Annotated in this window: 15 protein-coding genes and 1 pseudogene; 11 read left to right on the plus strand and 5 right to left on the minus strand. The window is 68.7% G+C overall.

Going from position 1 to position 17,520, the window contains the following annotated elements:
* Window positions 1-59: 59 nt before the first annotated feature.
* The 5 genes and pseudogenes from MFF26_RS03685 to MFF26_RS03705 all read left to right on the plus strand — a co-directional run bounded on the left by MFF26_RS03685 (window position 60) and on the right by MFF26_RS03705 (window position 7,621).
* Window positions 60-3,065, plus strand: coding sequence for an N-6 DNA methylase (locus MFF26_RS03685; RefSeq protein WP_238307481.1), 3,006 nt, complete (start codon window positions 60-62; stop codon window positions 3,063-3,065).
* Complete coding sequence (locus tag MFF26_RS03690; RefSeq protein ID WP_238307482.1) at window positions 3,065-3,724, plus strand: hypothetical protein; 660 nt, start codon at window positions 3,065-3,067, stop codon at window positions 3,722-3,724. Before MFF26_RS03685 ends, MFF26_RS03690 begins: the two co-directional genes overlap by 1 nt.
* 632 nt (window positions 3,725-4,356) lie before the next feature.
* Entirely contained in the window at window positions 4,357-6,708 is a 2,352-nt protein-coding gene (locus tag MFF26_RS26695; protein WP_505744331.1) for a TerB N-terminal domain-containing protein, read from the plus strand.
* Window positions 6,683-6,934, plus strand: a pseudogene (locus tag MFF26_RS03700) (TerB family tellurite resistance protein); the annotation flags it as partial. The gene MFF26_RS26695 and the pseudogene MFF26_RS03700, both read left to right, overlap by 26 nt.
* A gap of 36 nt (window positions 6,935-6,970) precedes the next feature.
* Window positions 6,971-7,621: a tellurite resistance TerB C-terminal domain-containing protein gene (locus tag MFF26_RS03705; RefSeq protein ID WP_238307704.1), complete on the plus strand. Its 651-nt coding sequence runs from the start codon at window positions 6,971-6,973 to the stop codon at window positions 7,619-7,621.
* Here the strand turns inward: MFF26_RS03705 and MFF26_RS03710 are convergent.
* The 3 genes from MFF26_RS03710 to MFF26_RS03720 form a co-directional block, all read right to left on the minus strand.
* A complete protein-coding gene (locus MFF26_RS03710; protein WP_238307484.1) occupies window positions 7,578-8,930 on the minus strand; it encodes an FUSC family protein in 1,353 nt (450 codons plus the stop codon). The genes MFF26_RS03705 and MFF26_RS03710 overlap by 44 nt on opposite strands.
* Before the next feature lie 140 nt (window positions 8,931-9,070).
* Complete coding sequence (locus tag MFF26_RS03715; protein ID WP_238307485.1) at window positions 9,071-10,060, minus strand: zinc-dependent alcohol dehydrogenase family protein; 990 nt, start codon at window positions 10,058-10,060, stop codon at window positions 9,071-9,073.
* An 89-nt stretch (window positions 10,061-10,149) separates the two neighbouring features.
* Window positions 10,150-10,785: an NADPH-dependent F420 reductase gene (locus MFF26_RS03720; RefSeq protein WP_238307486.1), complete on the minus strand. Its 636-nt coding sequence runs from the start codon at window positions 10,783-10,785 to the stop codon at window positions 10,150-10,152.
* 116 nt (window positions 10,786-10,901) lie between these two features.
* Between MFF26_RS03720 and MFF26_RS03725 the strand changes: the two genes are divergently transcribed.
* On the plus strand, window positions 10,902-11,795 hold the full coding sequence (locus tag MFF26_RS03725; RefSeq protein ID WP_238307487.1) for a LysR family transcriptional regulator: 894 nt from the start codon (window positions 10,902-10,904) through the stop codon (window positions 11,793-11,795).
* Window positions 11,796-11,834: 39 nt separating this feature from the next.
* On the opposite strand, the gene MFF26_RS03730 is transcribed toward MFF26_RS03725, so the two are convergent.
* The gene (locus MFF26_RS03730; protein ID WP_238307488.1) at window positions 11,835-12,992 is read right to left on the minus strand and encodes an NADH:flavin oxidoreductase/NADH oxidase; all 1,158 of its coding nucleotides are present in this window, start codon (window positions 12,990-12,992) and stop codon (window positions 11,835-11,837) included.
* Between the two features lie 170 nt (window positions 12,993-13,162).
* Here MFF26_RS03730 and MFF26_RS03735 point away from each other — a divergent pair, with 170 nt between their 5' ends.
* On the plus strand, window positions 13,163-13,813 hold the full coding sequence (locus MFF26_RS03735) for a TetR/AcrR family transcriptional regulator (RefSeq protein WP_238307489.1): 651 nt from the start codon (window positions 13,163-13,165) through the stop codon (window positions 13,811-13,813).
* Window positions 13,814-13,856: 43 nt separating this feature from the next.
* Window positions 13,857-14,564, plus strand: a complete 708-nt coding sequence (locus MFF26_RS03740) for a LysR family transcriptional regulator (protein WP_308447727.1) — start codon at window positions 13,857-13,859, stop codon at window positions 14,562-14,564.
* On the opposite strand, the gene MFF26_RS03745 is transcribed toward MFF26_RS03740, so the two are convergent.
* Window positions 14,547-15,527 (minus strand): GlxA family transcriptional regulator, encoded by a 981-nt coding sequence (locus tag MFF26_RS03745; protein WP_003601689.1) that lies wholly within the window; start codon window positions 15,525-15,527, stop codon window positions 14,547-14,549. The two genes, MFF26_RS03740 and MFF26_RS03745, sit on opposite strands and share 18 nt — an antisense overlap.
* Window positions 15,528-15,647: 120 nt before the next feature.
* On the opposite strand from MFF26_RS03745, the gene MFF26_RS03750 reads away from it, so the two are divergent.
* The 3 genes from MFF26_RS03750 to MFF26_RS03760 all read left to right on the plus strand — a co-directional run bounded on the left by MFF26_RS03750 (window position 15,648) and on the right by MFF26_RS03760 (window position 17,467).
* Complete coding sequence (locus tag MFF26_RS03750) at window positions 15,648-16,055, plus strand: putative quinol monooxygenase (protein WP_444543613.1); 408 nt, start codon at window positions 15,648-15,650, stop codon at window positions 16,053-16,055.
* Between the two features lie 156 nt (window positions 16,056-16,211).
* A protein-coding gene (locus MFF26_RS03755; protein WP_238307706.1) for an IS630 family transposase occupies window positions 16,212-17,173 on the plus strand; the annotation gives its coding sequence in 2 pieces (ribosomal slippage) (window positions 16,212-16,563 and window positions 16,563-17,173; 963 coding nt in all).
* 48 nt (window positions 17,174-17,221) lie between these two features.
* Complete coding sequence (locus tag MFF26_RS03760) at window positions 17,222-17,467, plus strand: MarR family winged helix-turn-helix transcriptional regulator (RefSeq protein ID WP_283207390.1); 246 nt, start codon at window positions 17,222-17,224, stop codon at window positions 17,465-17,467.
* Window positions 17,468-17,520 lie beyond the last annotated feature (53 nt).

Raw genomic sequence — 17,520 nt, forward strand, 5'->3', positions numbered from 1 at the left:
GGCCGCCGCGGCGGCGACGTAGCAGGCGCCAGGAAAGCCGCCCTTTTGGGAGGGTCGTCATGAGCGACCTCCTCGAACGCGTCCTGTCGCGGACCGGCTTCGTCGATGCCGGCCGCGGCGACATGCCGGGGCTCCGCCGGCATGCGGTCGGCAACCCGCACCTCGAAGCGGCCTTCTCCCCCAGGGCTGGCCTCCAGGCGGACGCGGTCTACGAGACCGATGACGGCGCCAAGCTGATCGTGAAGGAGACCGGCGCCGGCGAGGCCGGGGAGATGCACGAGCGGGCCTGGAACCTCGGCTTGGCCCCGCTCCTCTGGATCGTTACGCCTTACGAGGTCCGGGTCTACGACGCGTTCCGCGGCGTTGGGACCGAGGAGGACCGGGGGCCGGTCGCGACCTATCGTACGGACGTCAAGGCCGAGATGGCGGCCCTCGACGAGTTCTGCGGCCGCTTCTCGCTGGACACCGGGACCTTCTGGGCCTCCGACCTGGCGAAGAGCATCCATCGCGCAGGCAAGGTCGACCAGGTCCTGCTCCAGGAGATCCAGTCCCTCGAACAGCACTTGGTGGAAGTCTCGGTGGCCCAGCCGGGAGGCATGGGCATGGCGGCGGCCCGGGGCGCCTGCCAGGAGCTTGTGACTGCGACCTTGTTCGCGAGCTACGTCACGGACAGGGGCGACATCGCGACGCCCTTCGACGGGTCCCATCGCCTCGGGGATGTGGGCCTGGCCGAGCTCTTCCGCTCGCGGTCGTCGGCCCTAGCGCTGTTCGACTGGCTGCACGAGACCTTCAATGGCGACGTGTTCCCGCAGGGCATGGGGGAAAGCCTGCGGGACGAGCACCTGCCGCTGCTCGAAGACTTCGCCCGGGGTACGAGCCTCAGGAAGCGCGACGCGGGGCAGATGCGGCTCTTCCGCTTCCGGTTTGACACGGTCCCCATTGAGCTTATCAGCGCGGTCTATGAGGCGTTCGCCCGGCGGGCGGCGTCGGATATGGCGCGCGAGCTGGGGCTTCACTACACCCCGGTCGAGCTCGTCCACATGGCGCTCGACCCCGTCTTCGAGGACCTCGACGGCACGGCGCGCATTCTCGATCCCACTTGCGGCTCGGGCCTCTTCCTCGTGCAGTCCCTGCGACGCTTGGCATGGAAGTGCTGCGGCGACGGCCCGAGGCCGCGTTCCGTGGTGCGCAACATCCTTTACCAACAGGTGCACGGCATCGACATCCAGAGGGCGGCGCTGCGGATCGCGGCCTTCAGCCTCTACCTGGCCGCCTTGGAACTGGAGACTACGGCCGATCCCGGGGAGAGTATCCGGTTCGAGCCGCTCATCGGCCGCACCCTGCACGAGATGGACTTCCTCTCCGCCGCGGCGTGCGACCTCGCGCGCGGGCTCGGCGTCGACGCGGTCGTCGGCAACCCGCCCTGGACGCACGCCGCCAAGGGCGGGGACGAGGGACGCACCAGGAAGGCCAGGGCCAAGGACGACGACGGCGGCTCGGGCCGCTCGCCCGACCATCGATTCCTACTGGCTGCGGTCGACGTCGTCGGTCGGGGTGGGCGCATCGCGATGTACCTGAAGGCCACGCCCTTCATGTCGAGGATGTGGTCGGCTCGGCTCTTCCTGGAGCGGCTGCTGAATGGCCTCGACCGGGTCGCCCTCATCAACATGTCGCCCCTGCGCATGTCGGGGCTGTTCTCGGAGGCCAAGGCCCCGGGCCTGTTCCTCTGCGCCAATTGCGGGAACCTGCCGCCGTCCGACAGGATCCTCGTTGGAACGTTCCCTTGGACGGATGACTTCGAGCGGAGCGGCGCGCTCGCCCTGTCCTCCGCAGACATCGCCGAGGCCGGGAAGGCCGATGTCATCGCGAACCCTTCGTACCTCAAGGCGTCGTCGCTGGGCACGCCGCGCGACATCGCACTGATCGAGCGGTTCGAGCACGAACTCGTGCCCCTCGGGTCCTTCCTCTCGGAGGCGGGCGTCGTCTCCGGGCAGGGCTTCCAGGTCAAGGGCGAGGCCCGCGACAAGCCCAAGGCCGTGCCGGAGGCCATCCTGGACCTGCCATCCGTCAAGCCCGAGGATTACGCACCCCTGAGCCTGGAAGGGCGGCCCAAGCCGAGCCTGCGCCAACGCGGGCACCTGGAGCTCCTGCATGCCCGGAGCCGTGATCTGTACCGCGCGCCGCTAGTGGTGTTCCCGAAGTCCGCGCACAGGCTCGCCCTCCATCCCGGCAGGACCAGCGCCGCGCTCTCCGGTGAGGACCTCGCCTTCTCGCACGGCTTCTACGGGTTCTCGTTCGCCGAGGCCGACCCAAGGCTGCCGGCCATCGTCTGCGCCCTGCTAAACTCGGCGATGCCGAGCTACCAGTTCCTCCTAGGGGCCGGTCCCATCGGCATGGAGCGACCGAACGTACTGCTGCAGGACCTCCGGGCCCTGCGCATCCCGCGGTTCGTCCCGACTGATGCCCTGGCGGAGAAGGCGGGACGCGCCCTGGCGAGCGCCCGATACGATGGCTGTGAGGCCGTCGACGCTCTCGTCGCTGACCTCTACAGCCTGAGGGGCGACGAACGCGCGCTCGTCCGCGACGCAGTGGCCCGCGGGCGCTCGACGCTCCTTGGGACCGCCTTGGCGCGCCTCCAAGACGTTGAGCCCCCGGAGAGGCTGCAAATCATCGATTACGCCGCCGCCGCGTGCCGCACGGTGAACGCCGTCCTCAGGATCTCCGGCCGCCAGCACCTCGTCGCCGAGGTCGCGCCCGGCTCGAAGCTGGGCGACGACCGGCTCGACCGGTTCGCCACCGTCCGGTTCCGGACCGAGCCGGGGCACGCCCCAGCGGACGTGGTGTCAGCGATGCCGGACACGGAGGCCGGGCGGCTTCTCCACGACCTCCGCCACCATCTCCTGCGGTCGCCGACCCCCTACCTGCGGGAACGCCGCTCGGTCCGCATCTACGACGGGGCGCAGGTCACCATGGTCAAACCGGCACAGCGACGTTACTGGACGGTCGCCGCCGGGTTGCAGGACGGCGACGCCATCCTCGCGGACCATGCTCCGGGGCGCGCCTGATGCCGTTCCAGCGACACGGCGTCCGGCTGGTGGGGCGCGGCGACCTCGGCATCTCGGGCGACAACCTAGTCCTGATCGTCCAACTGATCGTGCAGGCGGCCAGGCGCACGCGCCGGCGCCTGTACGCGAGCGGCGTGGCTTTCGACGAGAACAAGATCACCATCGAGCTGCACAAAGAGATCGTCCGCATCATACGGCGGCGCGGCTTCTACCACCTCGCGTTCATGCTGGAGGCGAGCCTGAACAACCCGGACGGCGAACTCGGCAAGGTGGACGGCCGGATCGACCTGCAGGTCGTATTCGCGGAGTGGCTGCGGCCGGAGGAGTATTACTTCGGCGTAGAGTGCAAGAGGCTGCGGCCGGGGGATTCCGGCACGTTCCGGTACTACGTCGACGCGGGCGTGGGGAAATTCGCTGACGGGACCTACGCCCCGGGCCATCCCGCGGGGATGCTCGTGGGCTACCTCATGGCCAACGCCGAGGGGGCCGTGACGGATGAGCTCTCGCGCAGGGTGTCCTCAGAGTATCCCGGGGCTGTCCCGCTGAACGGCTGGCCGGACAAGTCGTACCGCGATGCCGACATCGTCGCCGGGGATGTGCCCCGCGCCGCCGGGCAGCCCATCAACATCCTGCACACCGTCGTGCGGATGCACGGCTGAGGCGGTTGGACCAGCGGAGGGTTCAAGCCCTCCTGTCGCGGGCCACTGTCGACTTTGCTGGGATGCGTAACACCTTCGAGCGGGAGAGTCGAAATAGTAGGGCAGCAGTTCGCCAACCGCTTGTTCAGCTATGCGCCACTTCCGGACCTTCGAATATGGCTTCCGGAATGCCCGCCCTTGTCCCGCAAGCTGTCACTGCACGGAATAGTCAAGCCGGGTGACACTCCTATCCGGCATGCTCAAGGCTACGAACGGGCTGAAGCCGATCAAGGGCGGGATGGAGTGGATCTGACGAACTGGTACCTGCCTCCTCGTGCAGGCTGGATGCCGGCCTGCTCAGGCTATCGGGCCGCGGGCCGGCAAACGGCAGGCAGGCACGACTGGATGGACGAAGCATCGGCTTACCGACGGTCGCCAGCGTGAACCCTCGCCAGGCGTCCCTTCGCATGAGTCCAGGAGTGAGGAGGTAATGATTCTCATAGGTTGCAGATAAGGCCTTGGTTTGGCCCAGCAACTTAGAATACAGTCGGGTGGAAGGGCGCAGGACCGGGGATCGGACGGCTGCGAGTGGGGGCGCGACCTACGAGGCCAAGGCAATGCGAACCGCGCCGCGGTGGCTGCTCCTCTGCGGAATGACAGCCCTCGCGGGGAGCAGTTCCATCCAGTCGCCGGCTTCGGCACAGCAAGGTGGGCCGGTTGCGCCTGCGCGCACCGTACAGGCCGACCTTCAAGCACTCGGCTTCGATCCCGGCGTCATCGACGGACGATGGGGTCGCCAGTCACTTCAAGCCCTTCTCCGCTTTCAGCGAAAGGAAGGCCTGCCTCCAAGCGGACGCGCCGACTCCGTTACCGTAGCCCGCTTGCGAGAGCGGAGGCAGGCCGTTGTTGCCCCGCCGGGTGGGATCGAGACGGCCACCCCTTCCGTATCGGCACCCACTTTGCCGACCTCCAGCGCACCCCCGCCACCGGCCCTTCCGGCTACTGTGGCGGCAACAGCCGACGGTACGGCCCAGGGAGGGATCGAGTCCCTCACCACTCCCGGGGGCGGAGCCGCAATTTCGGACCCGGCGCCGCAAGCGCCGCTCGTCACCGACCCTGCCACCGCCCCGGCCGCCAACGCCGCGCCCAACCTTACAAGGGCGTTCACGGATGCCAGTGAAACCGAAGGGGAAGCCTCGGCCCGTTCCGGCCCAGGCCGGTCGGATGCGATGCCGCGTTGGGCGCTTGGGCTCCTGGCCGGCGGCCTCCTGGCGTTCTGGGGCATGCGGCGGCGTTCCCGGGCTGCGTCGGGCGGGGCCGGCGCCTCCGGGAACGACCCCGACAAGACTTCGGAGCGGCTTGGCGACGCCCAAGGCGGGCCGGTCCCGCCACCCGCGACCGTTCCCGGGGACCCCGACAGCACGGTCCACCAGCCACCGGTAGGCGCACCGCTCGTTCCGGCAGCCCAGCCTGTTAGCCCATACCCCGTCGTCCCGCCTGTAGCGCTCGTTCAAGCCGACGGTGCGCCCCCTACCACCCCGCAGAGTACCCCGACCGAGCTGCGGGCGACATTCGGCACAAGTGGCTTGCCTCCTCAGTTGTCGGCGAGCGCGGAAGCGCCGCCTCCGCGTCCCTCGGGCCGCCCGGACCGCGAGGCGGCGACGCCAAAGCCGCCGGCGAAACCATCGCCGTCGCCACACAGGACTGCCGGTGACAAAGCATGGATACCCGCGGGAGCTAGGACGACGGTCGCCGGCTTCGCAATCCCCGGCTTGGTCTACGTCGGCCGGATCCTGGCGCCCGCCGAAGGCTACGGCCGCAACGACAACTGCCTCGTCGATTCGGGCCTGGCCGTCTCCAAGAGCAACGCCGATACCGTCGGCCAGCACATGGACTACTGGCCGGCCTACGAGAGCATGCGACCGTCCTCGCGACGCGCGTTCCTTGAATGGCTGTCGGGCGACCGCTCCGGACCCGACACGTACATCGGCTACGTCTTCGTCTACCTCTATGGCTTGGAGCGGCGCGCAGTGTTGGAGCGATCCGTCGAGGACCGCCCAGCCATCCGCGCCGAGGTGGAGCGTCTGCTCGCCTTATACGGCCACCACGGCTCGTTCCGTCGCTACGCCGGCGACTTTCTCGCGGTCCTCGACATCCTCGACCTCGCGCCCGGGCAGGATCCAGCGCCCGTCTTCTTCCCGAGCAGCGGGGACCTCCCACCCGCGATCCGCATCGGGGTCGGGGCTCGCATCTGGGACGGGCGGCCGGTCGATGCGGACTGGCTGCTGGCGTGGACGATGTCGCATCCCGAAACGCGGGTCCGGACCCCTGCACGTCGCGCCTTCGAGCATCTCAGGTCCGAGTTCGCCACTGAATTCGGTCGCAGGAATCCGTCCGGGGGCCTGCCCCTGAAGGTTCGCAAGGGCGGAACCTCGCCTATCTGGTACCGCGCCGCGAGCGGAACCTTCAGCGCCGACCTAGGTCCGACCGGCGTGGAGGGCTTGCCTGACCTGGCACGCTACCCCGAGGCGCTCGCCACCGGCCGCGAGTTGCTGGAGCTGTGTACCGAGCGACTCGACGCATATAGCCGGCACCTCGGAAGAGGTGGCGGCTCGGCCGGCGAGACCCTGCAAGCCCTGGCGCTGCTGCCGCCGGGCCGGCGCAGGAGCGTGTCGCGCGAGGCCGCGGGCGACGGCCTCGCCTGGCTGGCGGCGCGCGGCCGCGGGCGCACTCGTGCCCTTCCAGGACGTGTGCGCGCGGGTAGGTGGGCAGGCCCAGGAGAAGGCCACGCCGGCAAGGCTCCGCTACCTCGCGGACACGCTCTGCCGCTTCGGGCTGGGGCTCATCCCCGACCCGCGCTTCCCCGTGCGCGCGCCCTCCTCGTCGGCCGTGCTGCTCTTCCCTCTGGACGCCCCGAGCGAGTCGGTCGACCCGCCGTCGGACATCTACAAGGCGGCGTTCCTGACCTTGTCGGTGGGCATGCTGGTGGCGAAGGCCAACGGTGAGGTCACCGACGATGAGCGCTCCACCTTGAACGAATTGGTGGCAACGACGCCTGGCCTCGCCCCTGACGAGCGACGCCGCTTGGCTGCAGACGCATGCTGGCTCGAAGCCCATCTCGCCGAGCTGCCGTCGTTGCGCTCCCGACTTTCCGAGCTTGATACCGGGCAAAGGCAATCCATCGGCGACGCACTTGTGCGAGTTGCCTCCAGTGACGGCAGCCATCACCGGGCGGAAATCGCGCTCCTCGAAAAGGCGTTCAGGCAGATGGGCCTCGATCAAGACCGCCTCTACGCGGCGCTGCACCGGGCAGGTCCCGGCCCCGATGCGGCGCGGGCCGCCGAGGCTCCCGACGACTTGGTCCGCGTCGCGCTCGGAATGGGCAGCGAGAGAACCTACGCCATCCCCGGCGCCCCGGCGCCCATCGCCGCGCCCCGCCCCTCGGCGGCGGCCGCGCGACAGGCGTCGGTCACGGACACATCGAGCGTTCAGGGCGGGCGCACGGTAGCCGCCGAGGCGGCGGACCAGGTCGATGCCGAGCGCCTGATGGCGATCAGAGCCGAGATGTTCGCGATCAGCGCCGTCCTCGCCGGCGTCTTCGATACCGAGCCGGAGGCGGCGAACGCCGGATCTACCGGGGCCGCACGAGCCGAGGAGGACGCAGCGGAAGCTGGCGGCGCCTTCGCCGGCCTCGACCCCCGCCACGCCCGCCTCATGCGCGAGTTGATCGCGCGACCGGCTTGGCCACGGGCCGAGTTCGACCGCCTAGCGCGCGAGTTCGGCCTGATGCCGGGCGCCGCCATGGAAGACCTGAACGCGTGGGCCTACGACTGCTTCGACGACGTCCTCGTCGTAGAGGGCGATCCCGTCCACGTCAACCTGCACCTGCTCCCCGAGACCCTGTCGGAAGCCGCATGACCGTTCCCGGGACCAAATCCGCGCCCCCCATCAAGCCCCGAGACCGGGACACCGTCATCAACGCCTTGCGGGCCGGCGTCGTCCCTCGCCTCAGCCTCCAGCCGATGCCCGCAAGCACGCCGAGCACGATCCGTCGGATCATCGCGGCCCCGAGCTCGTTCGCCGAGAGCAAGGTCACGAAGACGCAGGTGCCCAGCAGCATGAGCGAGCCGGCGGCCCAGCCGGTCACGAGCCACGCGAGGCCCATGGGCAAGATGCACAGTGCCGTCCGGGTCGCGGCACGCACCGCCCCCTGCCAATCCAAGGGCGTTTCGAGGCGGGCGGGTCCATTCCCCACGACCGGCGCCCGCTCAAGGTCCCGGAGATCCGCGAGGGCCGCGGTCAGGGCGGCTCGGGTGTCGGCGAGGGGGCCGGCCACGGCTGGTTGGCCATCGGCGGACGCGAGAGGGGTCGACCCGGGAGAGTCCTTATACCGGAATCGGAGGGCGGCTTGATCCAGGAGGGCTTTCAGTTCCGGCGGCGCCTGCGCCTGTACCGGATCGTCGGACCGCGCGAGCGCCCGGGTACGCGAGGCCACGAGGAGGAGCGAGGCCAGGAGGTTGCGCAGGCGTCGCTTGCGCCAGCGGGCGCCCGGAGCGCCGTCGAGGACTTCGTCGGCCTCCGCGTCGAGGTCGCCGAGCCGGGCTACGACGGCCAGCAGCGCGCCCTGGTCCGCTGCGCCCAGGGAACCCGTGAGCAGACCTGAGCAGCGCTCCAGAAGCTCGGCGCCCGACTGCCGTGCGCGGTCGAGGAGCGAGCGCCGACCCGAGGGCGGCATCAGCAGGCCGGTGACGGCGGTGGCCGCGAGAACGCCGATGACGGTGCAGGCGATGCGGCCGAAGGCGATGTGCTGGACCGAGGCCGGATGGTCGAAGTCGATCAGGGCGACGATGGCACAGGTATAGCCGGCCAGCACCGCCCCGTAGCTGCGGAAGTGCCGGACGAGGGCGGACATGCCCGCGCAGCACGCAAGCCAAGCCGTCAAGCCGACGAGCGCCGCCGCCGGTTGGGTCGCGAAGGCGGCGAGCAGGCCGATGCCCACCAGCGCGCCCGCGGTCGTGCCGACGAGGCGCCAGAGGCACTTCTCGAAGAGCAGCCCTCGGGTCGGCTGCGAGACCGTGAGCACGGTCACGCCGGCCCAGTGCCCGTTCGGCAGGTCGAGCGCAGCCGCAAGGACGATAGCGAGCCACGCCGCGGCCACCGTGGCGAGGCCCAACCGCAGGCGCGGCGGGTCGCGCTCCAGGAAACTCCGGAGGCCGGTCGGGAGCATGGTCGGTGTTTACCCTGGACCCCGGGACCGGGCGAAGTCGCCGATGTCTTCCGTATCCGCTCGCGTCCGGTCGACCTATGAAGCGGACGCGGGGCAGCCCATGCGTATCCCGCCGGGCCTGTCCCCTCGGCGCCTCCCGCTCAGGCGGTGACGACGATCTTGCCGACCTGCTCATTGCTCTCCATGAATCGGTGCGCCTCAACGATCTGGTCGAGCGTGAAGGTCTTGGCGACCACCGGCTTCAGCGCGCCCGAGGCAAGCCCTTTCACGATGTAGTCCTTGGCCCTCTCCAAGCGCGCCGGGTCCTTGGTGATCTCGAAGAGCTGGTAGCCGCGCACCGTCAGGTCCTTGCCGAGCAGCGGCATGACCGGGACCGCCAACGGCGTCGTGTCGAGGGCGCCGTACTGGAAGAAGATGCCAAGGTAGCCGAGCGCGTCGAGGATCTTGGCAACCTCCGGGCCGCCGACAGGGTCGAAGGCGACGTTGGCCCCCTTGCCCTCGGTGATGCGGTTCACCTCGGCGACGAGGTCCTGCTCCTCGGTGGCGATGACGTGGGCCGCCCCGTGCTTCAGGAGTTCGTCACGCTTGGCGCTCCGACGGGTCAGGGCGACCGGGGTGGCCCCGAGGGCGTTGACGATCTGGATGGCGGCCAAGCCCACGCTGCTGGAGGCGGCGCGGATCAGCACGGTCTGGCCGGCCTGGACGTTCGCGATGTCGACGAGCGCGCCGTAGGCGGTCACGAACATCATCCAGGTGGCCGCAGCCTCCTCCCAGGACAGGTTCTCCGGGTGCTTCACCACGCCGAAGGCCGGGGCGTTCACGAGCTCGCCGTGCAGACCGTAGTCGCCGAGCATGAAGCAGGGCACGACGCTGACCGCATCGCCGACCGCGAAGCCGGCGACGTCGGGCCCGACGGCCTCGACGGTGCCGGCGGCCTCGTAGCCTAGGATGGCCGGGAAGGTCGGCCGGGTGACGTACTGGCCGGTGCGGAACATGACCTCGGCCCGGTTCAGGCCCATGGCCTTCACCCGGATCTGGACCTCGCCGGCCTTGGGCGCGGGGACCGCGACGTCCTCGACCTTGAGGACCTCGGGACCGCCGGTCTCGTGGAAGCGTACGATGCGGCTCATGGTCGTTCTCCTCGATTGCGTGCGCCCGGGAAGGGCGCGGAAACCTCCCGCCGGGGATGCCCGGCGGGAGGACGTCTGGACGGGAGCCCTCAGGCGGCGGCCTTGATCCACGCGGGGGCGGCGCTCGTGCCCCAGCCCAGGAAGAAGCCGAAGTGGATGTTGATCTCGCTCAGCGGCTCAAGGAAGCGGGCGTTGCTCAGGGGGCCCGACTCGACGGGCTGGAACCCGCCCTTGGCCACGAGGTCGGACACCGTCTTCTTGGCGGCCTCGTCGTCGCCCGCGACGAAGACCTGCACCGGGTCGCGGCCCTCGCGCGCCTCCGCCGGCAGCAACTGCGCGAAGATCGTGTTGAACGCCTTCACCACCTTCGCCTCGGGCGCGAGCTTCTGGAGTTCCTCGGCGGCCGAGGTGGTGTGCCCGACGCGCAGGTCCTTGTAGTCCTCCGTGATGGGGTTCGAGATGCCGACGAGCACCTTGCCGGCGAAGCCGCCGGCCTCGCGGACCGCCTCGCCCGCCTGCGGGTAGTTCACCGCGAAGATCACCACGTCGGCGAGCTTGGCGGCCGCGGCGATGCCGCCGCCCTCGGCGCCCGCCCCGATCTCCTCGGCGAGCTTCGCCGCCTTGGCCGGGTCGCGCGACCCGATGACGACCCACTCGCCCTTCGAGGCCAGCAGCCGGGCGATGCCGGCACCCATGTTCCCGGTTCCGATGACTGCGACGGTCATGACTGCTCTCCTCGTTCGCGAGCCGGCGCCGCCGGCCTCGACGGGAGGTATGGACTTCGTCCTGTCCGTGATAAATCGTGGTTTGATCGCGACACTCGCAACCATTGGTCAGGAATATGGACCGTCTCGCCAGCATGGAGGTGTTCGCCAAGGTCGCCGACCTCGGCTCGTTCGCGGCGGCCGCGGACGCCGCGGACATCTCCGCGGCGATGGTCGGCAAGCACGTCCGGCAATTGGAGGAGCACCTGGGTGTGCGCCTGCTGAACCGGACAACCCGTAGGCAGAGCCTGACCGACGCCGGGCGCGACTTCCTCGACCGCACGCGCATCGTGCTGGCGGAACTGGAGGCGGCCGAAGCCATCGCGGCCGACGGCCGGGCGAGGCCACGGGGCGAGTTGCGGATCAACGCGCCGGTCTCGTTCGGCACATACAGCCTGTCGCCGCTGCTTCCCGCGTACATGGCTGAGAACCCTGAGGTCACGGTACGGCTCACCCTCAGCGACCGTGTGGTGGACCTGATCGACGAGGGCTACGACTGCGTATTCCGCGCAGGCCCGCTGCACGACAGCAGCCTGATCGCGCGGGGCCTGCGTCCCCTGAACCTGATCCCGTGCGCGTCTCCGGCTTACCTGGAGCGGCACGGGCGGCCTCGGCACCCGAGCGACCTCGCCCGGCATGCATGCCTCGGCTTCTCCGGCTCGGCGCTGGAGGAACGCTGGACGTTCCACGGCGACGAGGGCGAGGTCGTCGTGCCCATCGGGTCGCGGTTCTCCGCCAACAGCGGCCACGCCCTGCGGCAGGCAGCCTTGGCCGGGATGGGCGTGATCCATCATGCCGAGGAGCTCCTCGCGGACGACCTCGCATCCGGCCGGCTGATCCGCGTCCTGGCGGAATGGCGCTCGGAACGGCCCCTCCATATCCTGTACGCGCCGGACCGCCGCATCACGCCGAAGCTCCGCTCGTTCCTCGACTTCACGACGTCCCGGTTCAGCCGTGAACGCGGGTCCTGAGGCGGGGGCAGCCGTCACGGTGCGTCCCCGCCCGGAGGCTCAAGCCGCCACGTCCTCGCCGTTCGACCAGGCGCCGAGCCGGCGGAGCTTCCGTTCGCGCCCGTTCAGCCACCAGCCGAGTTGGGGCACCCAGCTCTCGTACGGCGCATCCTGCGGGGCGGCCCCGAGCGCCTGCTCGGCGTCGAGCGCGAAGTTCGGGTTGCGCAGCGCCTCGCGGCCGATGGCGACGAGGTCGGCGTGCCCCTCGGCCACGACCTGCTCGGCCTGGAACGGGTCGACGATCAGGCCGACCGCCATGGTCTTGAGGCCAGTGTCACGCCTGACCCGCTCGGCGTAGGGCACCTGGTGGCCGTAGCCGCTCGGGTGCTCGTAGGTGACGCCGACGCCTCCCGAGGAGACGTCGACCACGTCGACGCCGACCGCCTTCAGGGCCTCGGCGAAGGCGACCGTGTCCTCGATGGTCACGCCCGTCTTCAAGCCGTCGACCGCCGAGACCCGCACGAACAACGGCTTGTCGACCGGCCAGATCGCGCGCAGTTCCCGGGCGATCTCCAGCGGCAGCCGGAAGCGGTTCTCGCGGCTCCCGCCGTAGGCGTCCGTGCGGTGGTTGGTCAGCGGCGAGAGGAAGGAGTTTAGCAGGTAGCCGTGGGCGCAGTGCAGCTCCACGACCTCGAAGCCGGCCTTCAGGGCGCGCCGGGCGGCGGCGGCGAAGTCCGCCTTCACCTTATCGACGCCGGCGGCGTCGAGCGCCTCCGGGACCAGCCAGCCCTGGTCGACGGCCCGGGCGCTTGCGGACACGATGGCCCAGGGCCGATCGCCGCGGGCGATGTCGGCCTCGTTCAGGGGACCGTCGCCGTGGTAGGGGCGCTGCATGCTGGCCTTCGGACCCGCGTGGGCGAGTTGGATGCCGGGTACCGCACCCTGCGCCTTCATGAAGGCCGCGATGCCGGCGAGCCCCTCGACCTGCTCGTCCCGCCAGAGGCCCACGTCACCGTGGGTGATGCGCGCCTCCGGCGAGACGGCGGTCGCCTCGACGATGACGAGGCCGAAGCCGCCGAGCGCGAGCTTTCCGTAGTGCACGGTATGGTAGGTCGTCACGAACCCGTCTTCGGCCTGGTACTGGCACATGGGCGGGACGGCGAGGCGGTTGCGCAGGTTCACGTCGCGCAGGGTCACGGGCTCGAAAAGCTTGGCCATCGGGCAAGGGTCTCCGTTGCGCCGGACCGGTGGTCACGACGCTGACATCGTCTCGGAATCGATTATTGTAACGGGCGTTACTGACGTTATATCTGTAACGGGCGTTACACGCCGTCAACCCGCAGCGGGCCCGTCCGAGGGCTCATGTGCGCCAGCACACCGAGGATGCGATGACCGCGATCACGTCGCACAGGAGCAAGGGACGGCCGCGCACCTTCGACCGGGCCCAGGCCCTGCACAGCGCACTGGAGGTGTTCTGGAAGCGTGGCTACGAGCCGGCGACCATGGGCGAGCTCTGCTCCGCCATGGGGATCAATCCGCCGAGCCTCTATGCGGCCTTCGGCAACAAGGCCTCCCTCTTCATGGAGGCGGTCGAGCATTACGAGACCACCTATTGGGCGGCCCCCTGGAGGCTCCTCGACGAGGAGCCGAACCTTCGCGTCGCGTTGGGGAGGTTCATGACCGAGGCGGCCGCCGTGTTGACCTCCCTCGATGCGCCCTGCGGCTGCATGGTCGTCCTGGGCACGGCGAACGTCTCGCCCGAGGCACAGGACGTCCACGACGCCTTGAGGGCGTTGCGGGAGGTCAGCCGAACCAACTTCCGCAAGCGCTTCGAGCGGGCCCTCGACGCCGGCGACCTGCCGCTCGGGACCGACGTCGCGACGCTGGCCTCGACCTTCAACACGCTGCTGCAGGGCCTGTCGGTCCAGGCGCGGGACGGTGCCGCGCGGGCGGAGCTTGAGCGCATCGCCGAGGCGTCCCTCGCGCTGTTGCCTTATGCCGACTCGGGCGCCCCTGCCGATGGGCGCGGGCGACCATGACGGTCAAGCATCGCGACCTCGCTGGGATCGACCTCACCTGCTCGTGGCCCTCGACGCGCTCCTGACCGAGCGCAGCGTCACCCGTGCGGCGGGCCACCTGAACGTCGGCCAGTCGGCCATGAGCAGCAGCCTCGGCCGACTGAGGAAGCTGCTCGGCGACGAGTTGCTGACGCGGGCCCCGGACGGCATGCGGCTGACCCCGCGGGCGGTCGCCCTGGTCGAGCCCGTCCGGTCGGCGGTCCGCCAGTTCCAGTGCATCGTCCTCCGCGAGGATTCCTTCGATCCTGCCACGGTCGAGCGCGGTTTCACCCTCGCGGTGCCGGGCAGCGTCGAGGCGTATCTCATCCCCCGGTTGCTGGCCCTCCTGAGACGCGAGGCGCCCGGCATCAGCCTCAGGCTGCGCGCCCTCGACTACGGCAGCGTGCTGGGGGAGCTCGATGCGGACAAAGTCGACCTGGCGGTCGGGGTCCTGACGGAGGGCCAGGCGCATCACAAGGTCCGCGCCCTCTACCGCTTCGGCTACCTGTGCCTGTTCAACCCGGAGCTGCTCGGGGTCGCGCCGCCGCTCTCGCTCGCCGATTACCTGCGCTTCCCGCACATCATGACGAGCATAACCGGCGCGGATCACGGGGTGGTCGACATAAATCGACGGACAAAGGTGAAGGCATCGCCATCCTCCTTCACCCCTCAACGTCCCGACCCTCCAGCCGTCCCAAACCGCTCGGGCACGGCTCTAATCCTGCACTCCTAAATGGTTCGTCCGGCGAATTTCTGAGGCGGTGCGGCCAGTCTTACGACGTAGCAGAGTGCGGAGAGTGGCTGCATTATCATAGCCGGTGCGGGCTGCGATCTCATCCATTCCCAATTTGGTCGTCCTCAGGAGATAAGCCGCTCGTTCAACGCGCAGGCTCTGGAAATAAGACAATGGAGAGCGGCCCAGCACCATATTGATTCTGCGGGACAGAGTTCGTTCACTTGTCCCGACAAAGGCCGCGGCTTGCTCCAAGGAAAAGCCCGTATCGAGGTTTTCACGCGCCCACTTCTCGAAGAGCATCACCAAGTGGTCGGCGTGGCGCAAATGATCCGGGATGGCATAGGTGGCTTGAGGCGAGCGAGGATCGAGCATTAGGTAGCGAGCGACGGTGTCGGCCAGTTCGGGGCTCCGCTGACGAACGAACCAGAGCGCCAAATCGAAATGTGCGAGCACCGCGCCTGCGGTAACGACCCTATCGTTACCCACCAGCGCACGGCTGTCATCGAGTGCAACGCTGGGATACCGGGCTCTAAAGAAAGGTGCGAGCCACCAACTGGTGGCGGCCTCTTGTTTGTCTAACAATCCCGTCTCGGCGAGGACGAATGTCCCCGTACAAGCAGCAGCGATAGTCGCACCATTTGCCTGCCAGGTTCGCAGTAGTTCGACAGCTCGCTTTACATCGGGATGAGCAAGGGCGTCGGCAATGCCTTCCTCCGTCTTCGCTCCCAATGCCGGCACGAAGACAAAGCCGGGAGTCGGGAGGGCGTCGGCCCGAACCGTAGGGATTGCGAGGCCGTGCGCTGTACGTGTTGCGCGACGAATGCTGGAAACCGACGAGTTCAAACTTTCACGCAAGGCGGGGGGCGCCAAGTCGCGCGCCGTCGCTAAGGTGTCCTGAAACGCCGCAAGCCCAGTATCGAACACCCCATCAAGCGCTAAAATTGTCGTGGCTGTGCTCATGGCGAGAATGGTATCAGGTTTGTCAATTCTGCCAAGCGCTAACGCTCCGCTGCGATGATAGTCTAGCGACGCGGCCGACGATGGCGCGATCAAATAGGGAACAAAATAAGGACTATTAAAGTGTTCCTGCTTACGGCGGCCCTCGTTGTCGCCACCATCGCGACAAGCGCAATGGCGGATACGATAGGCAGCTCGAAGTCAACCCAACCACACCCAAAGATGGAGACGATGAAGATGACACATATGGGCTTATTCGTGCGGCTCGACGCCAAGCCTGGCAAAGAAGCGGCTTTGGAAAAGTTTCTGAAGGACGCGCTGCCGTTGGCACAAGCCGAAACAAGTACTCCGGTCTGGTATGCTGTAAAGTTCGGACCAAGCAGTTTCGCGATCTTTGACGCCTTTCAGAATGATGGCGCCAGAACCGCACATCTCAACGGTCCGATCGCGGCAGCACTCATGCAGAACGCCGATGAGCTTCTGGCCACGCCGCCGGTCATCGAGCGCTGGGATGTTCTCGCGGTCAAGTAAGCTAGACAGAGCGGTATGTGGCATCGCTGCGACCGCTCTGCCGCCATCGTCGTGGTGAGTTTCTTCTTGCACGTAAACGATGTCGCGCAAGAGCCGTGCCCGAGCGGTTTGGGGCGGCTGGAGGGTCGGGACGTTGAGGGGTGAAGGAGGATGGCGATGCCTTCACCTTTGTCCGTCGATTTACGCGAGCGTGTCGTGTCGGCCGTAGCCGCGGGCGCGTCCTGTCATCAGGCTGCAGCCCGGTTTGGGGTCAGCGTGTCCAGCGCCAGCCGCTGGTCGGATCGGTTTCGCCAGGAGCGACAGCTTGCACCCAAGCCGTCGGGCGGCGATCATGCCTCGCACCGGATCGAGGCGCAGGCCGACCTAATCCTGACGATCTACGAGGCGCGGCCGGCGATCTTTCTGCGCGAACTGCGTGACGCTTTGGCCGAGCGCGGCCTGCAGACCAGCACGAGCAGCCTATCCCGCTTCTTCGCCCGGCGTGGCATCACCCGTAAAAAGGGGCGATCCACGCCGCCGAGCAGGCGCGCGAGGACGTAAGGGCAGCCCGCGAGGCTTGGTTCGAGAACCAGGACGCCCTCGATCCCGACAGGCTGGTTTTCCTCGACGAAACTGCCGCGGCCACCAACATGGCACGCCGCGACAGACGGGCTCCGCGAGGCGAGCGCTGCCGGCTGGCTGTCCCGCACGGGCACTACAAGACCACCACGATCACCGCCGCCCTGCGCAGCGATGGCCTGTGCGCCACTTCCCTGTTCGACGGCGCCACCAACGGCGCACGCTTCCGGGCCTACGTCGCCGACACGCTTGTGCCCGCGCTCAAGCCCGGTGACACCGTCATCCTCGACAACCTGCAGGCCCACAAGGTGGCAGGTGTGCGTGAGACCATCGAGGCCGCCGGGGCGAGGCTGCTCTACCTCCCGCCCTACAGCCCGGACTTCAATCCCATCGAGCAGATCTTCGCCAAGCTGAAGGCTCTGCTCCGGACAGCGGCGGCCCGCACCGTCCCTGATCTGTGGCACGCCATCCGGCAGGCTTTGGCTCGCTTCACGGCAGATGAGTGCCGAAACTCCCTTGCTGCCGCCGGCTACGATACCGACTTGGCCGTCGCTACGTGACCGGGCACGGCTCTAGCCGCCGGTGACACGCTCGTCGGCGATCTCGGTCTGACGAGCGCCCGGTGGCAGGTGTTGGGAGCCATCGCGCACTCGCCCGTGCCGCTGCCGGTCGCCCATATCGCCCGCAACATGGGCCTGACGCGGCAGGCAGTGCAGCGCTTGGTCGACGAGATGCGGGCGGACGGCCTCGTCCGCCTGGAGCCGAACCCCCATCACCGGCGGGCCATGCTGGTCGTAGCGACGGAGCGCGGTGAGGCCGCCTATCTCGTCGCCATCGAGCGGCAGGAGCGCTGAACCGATACCCTCGCCGCCGGCCTATCGCCCGAGGCGTTCGAAGCTGCCAGCAC

The sequence above is a fragment of the Methylorubrum suomiense genome, from assembly GCF_022179765.1.
Lineage (GTDB): Bacteria > Pseudomonadota > Alphaproteobacteria > Rhizobiales > Beijerinckiaceae > Methylobacterium > Methylobacterium suomiense.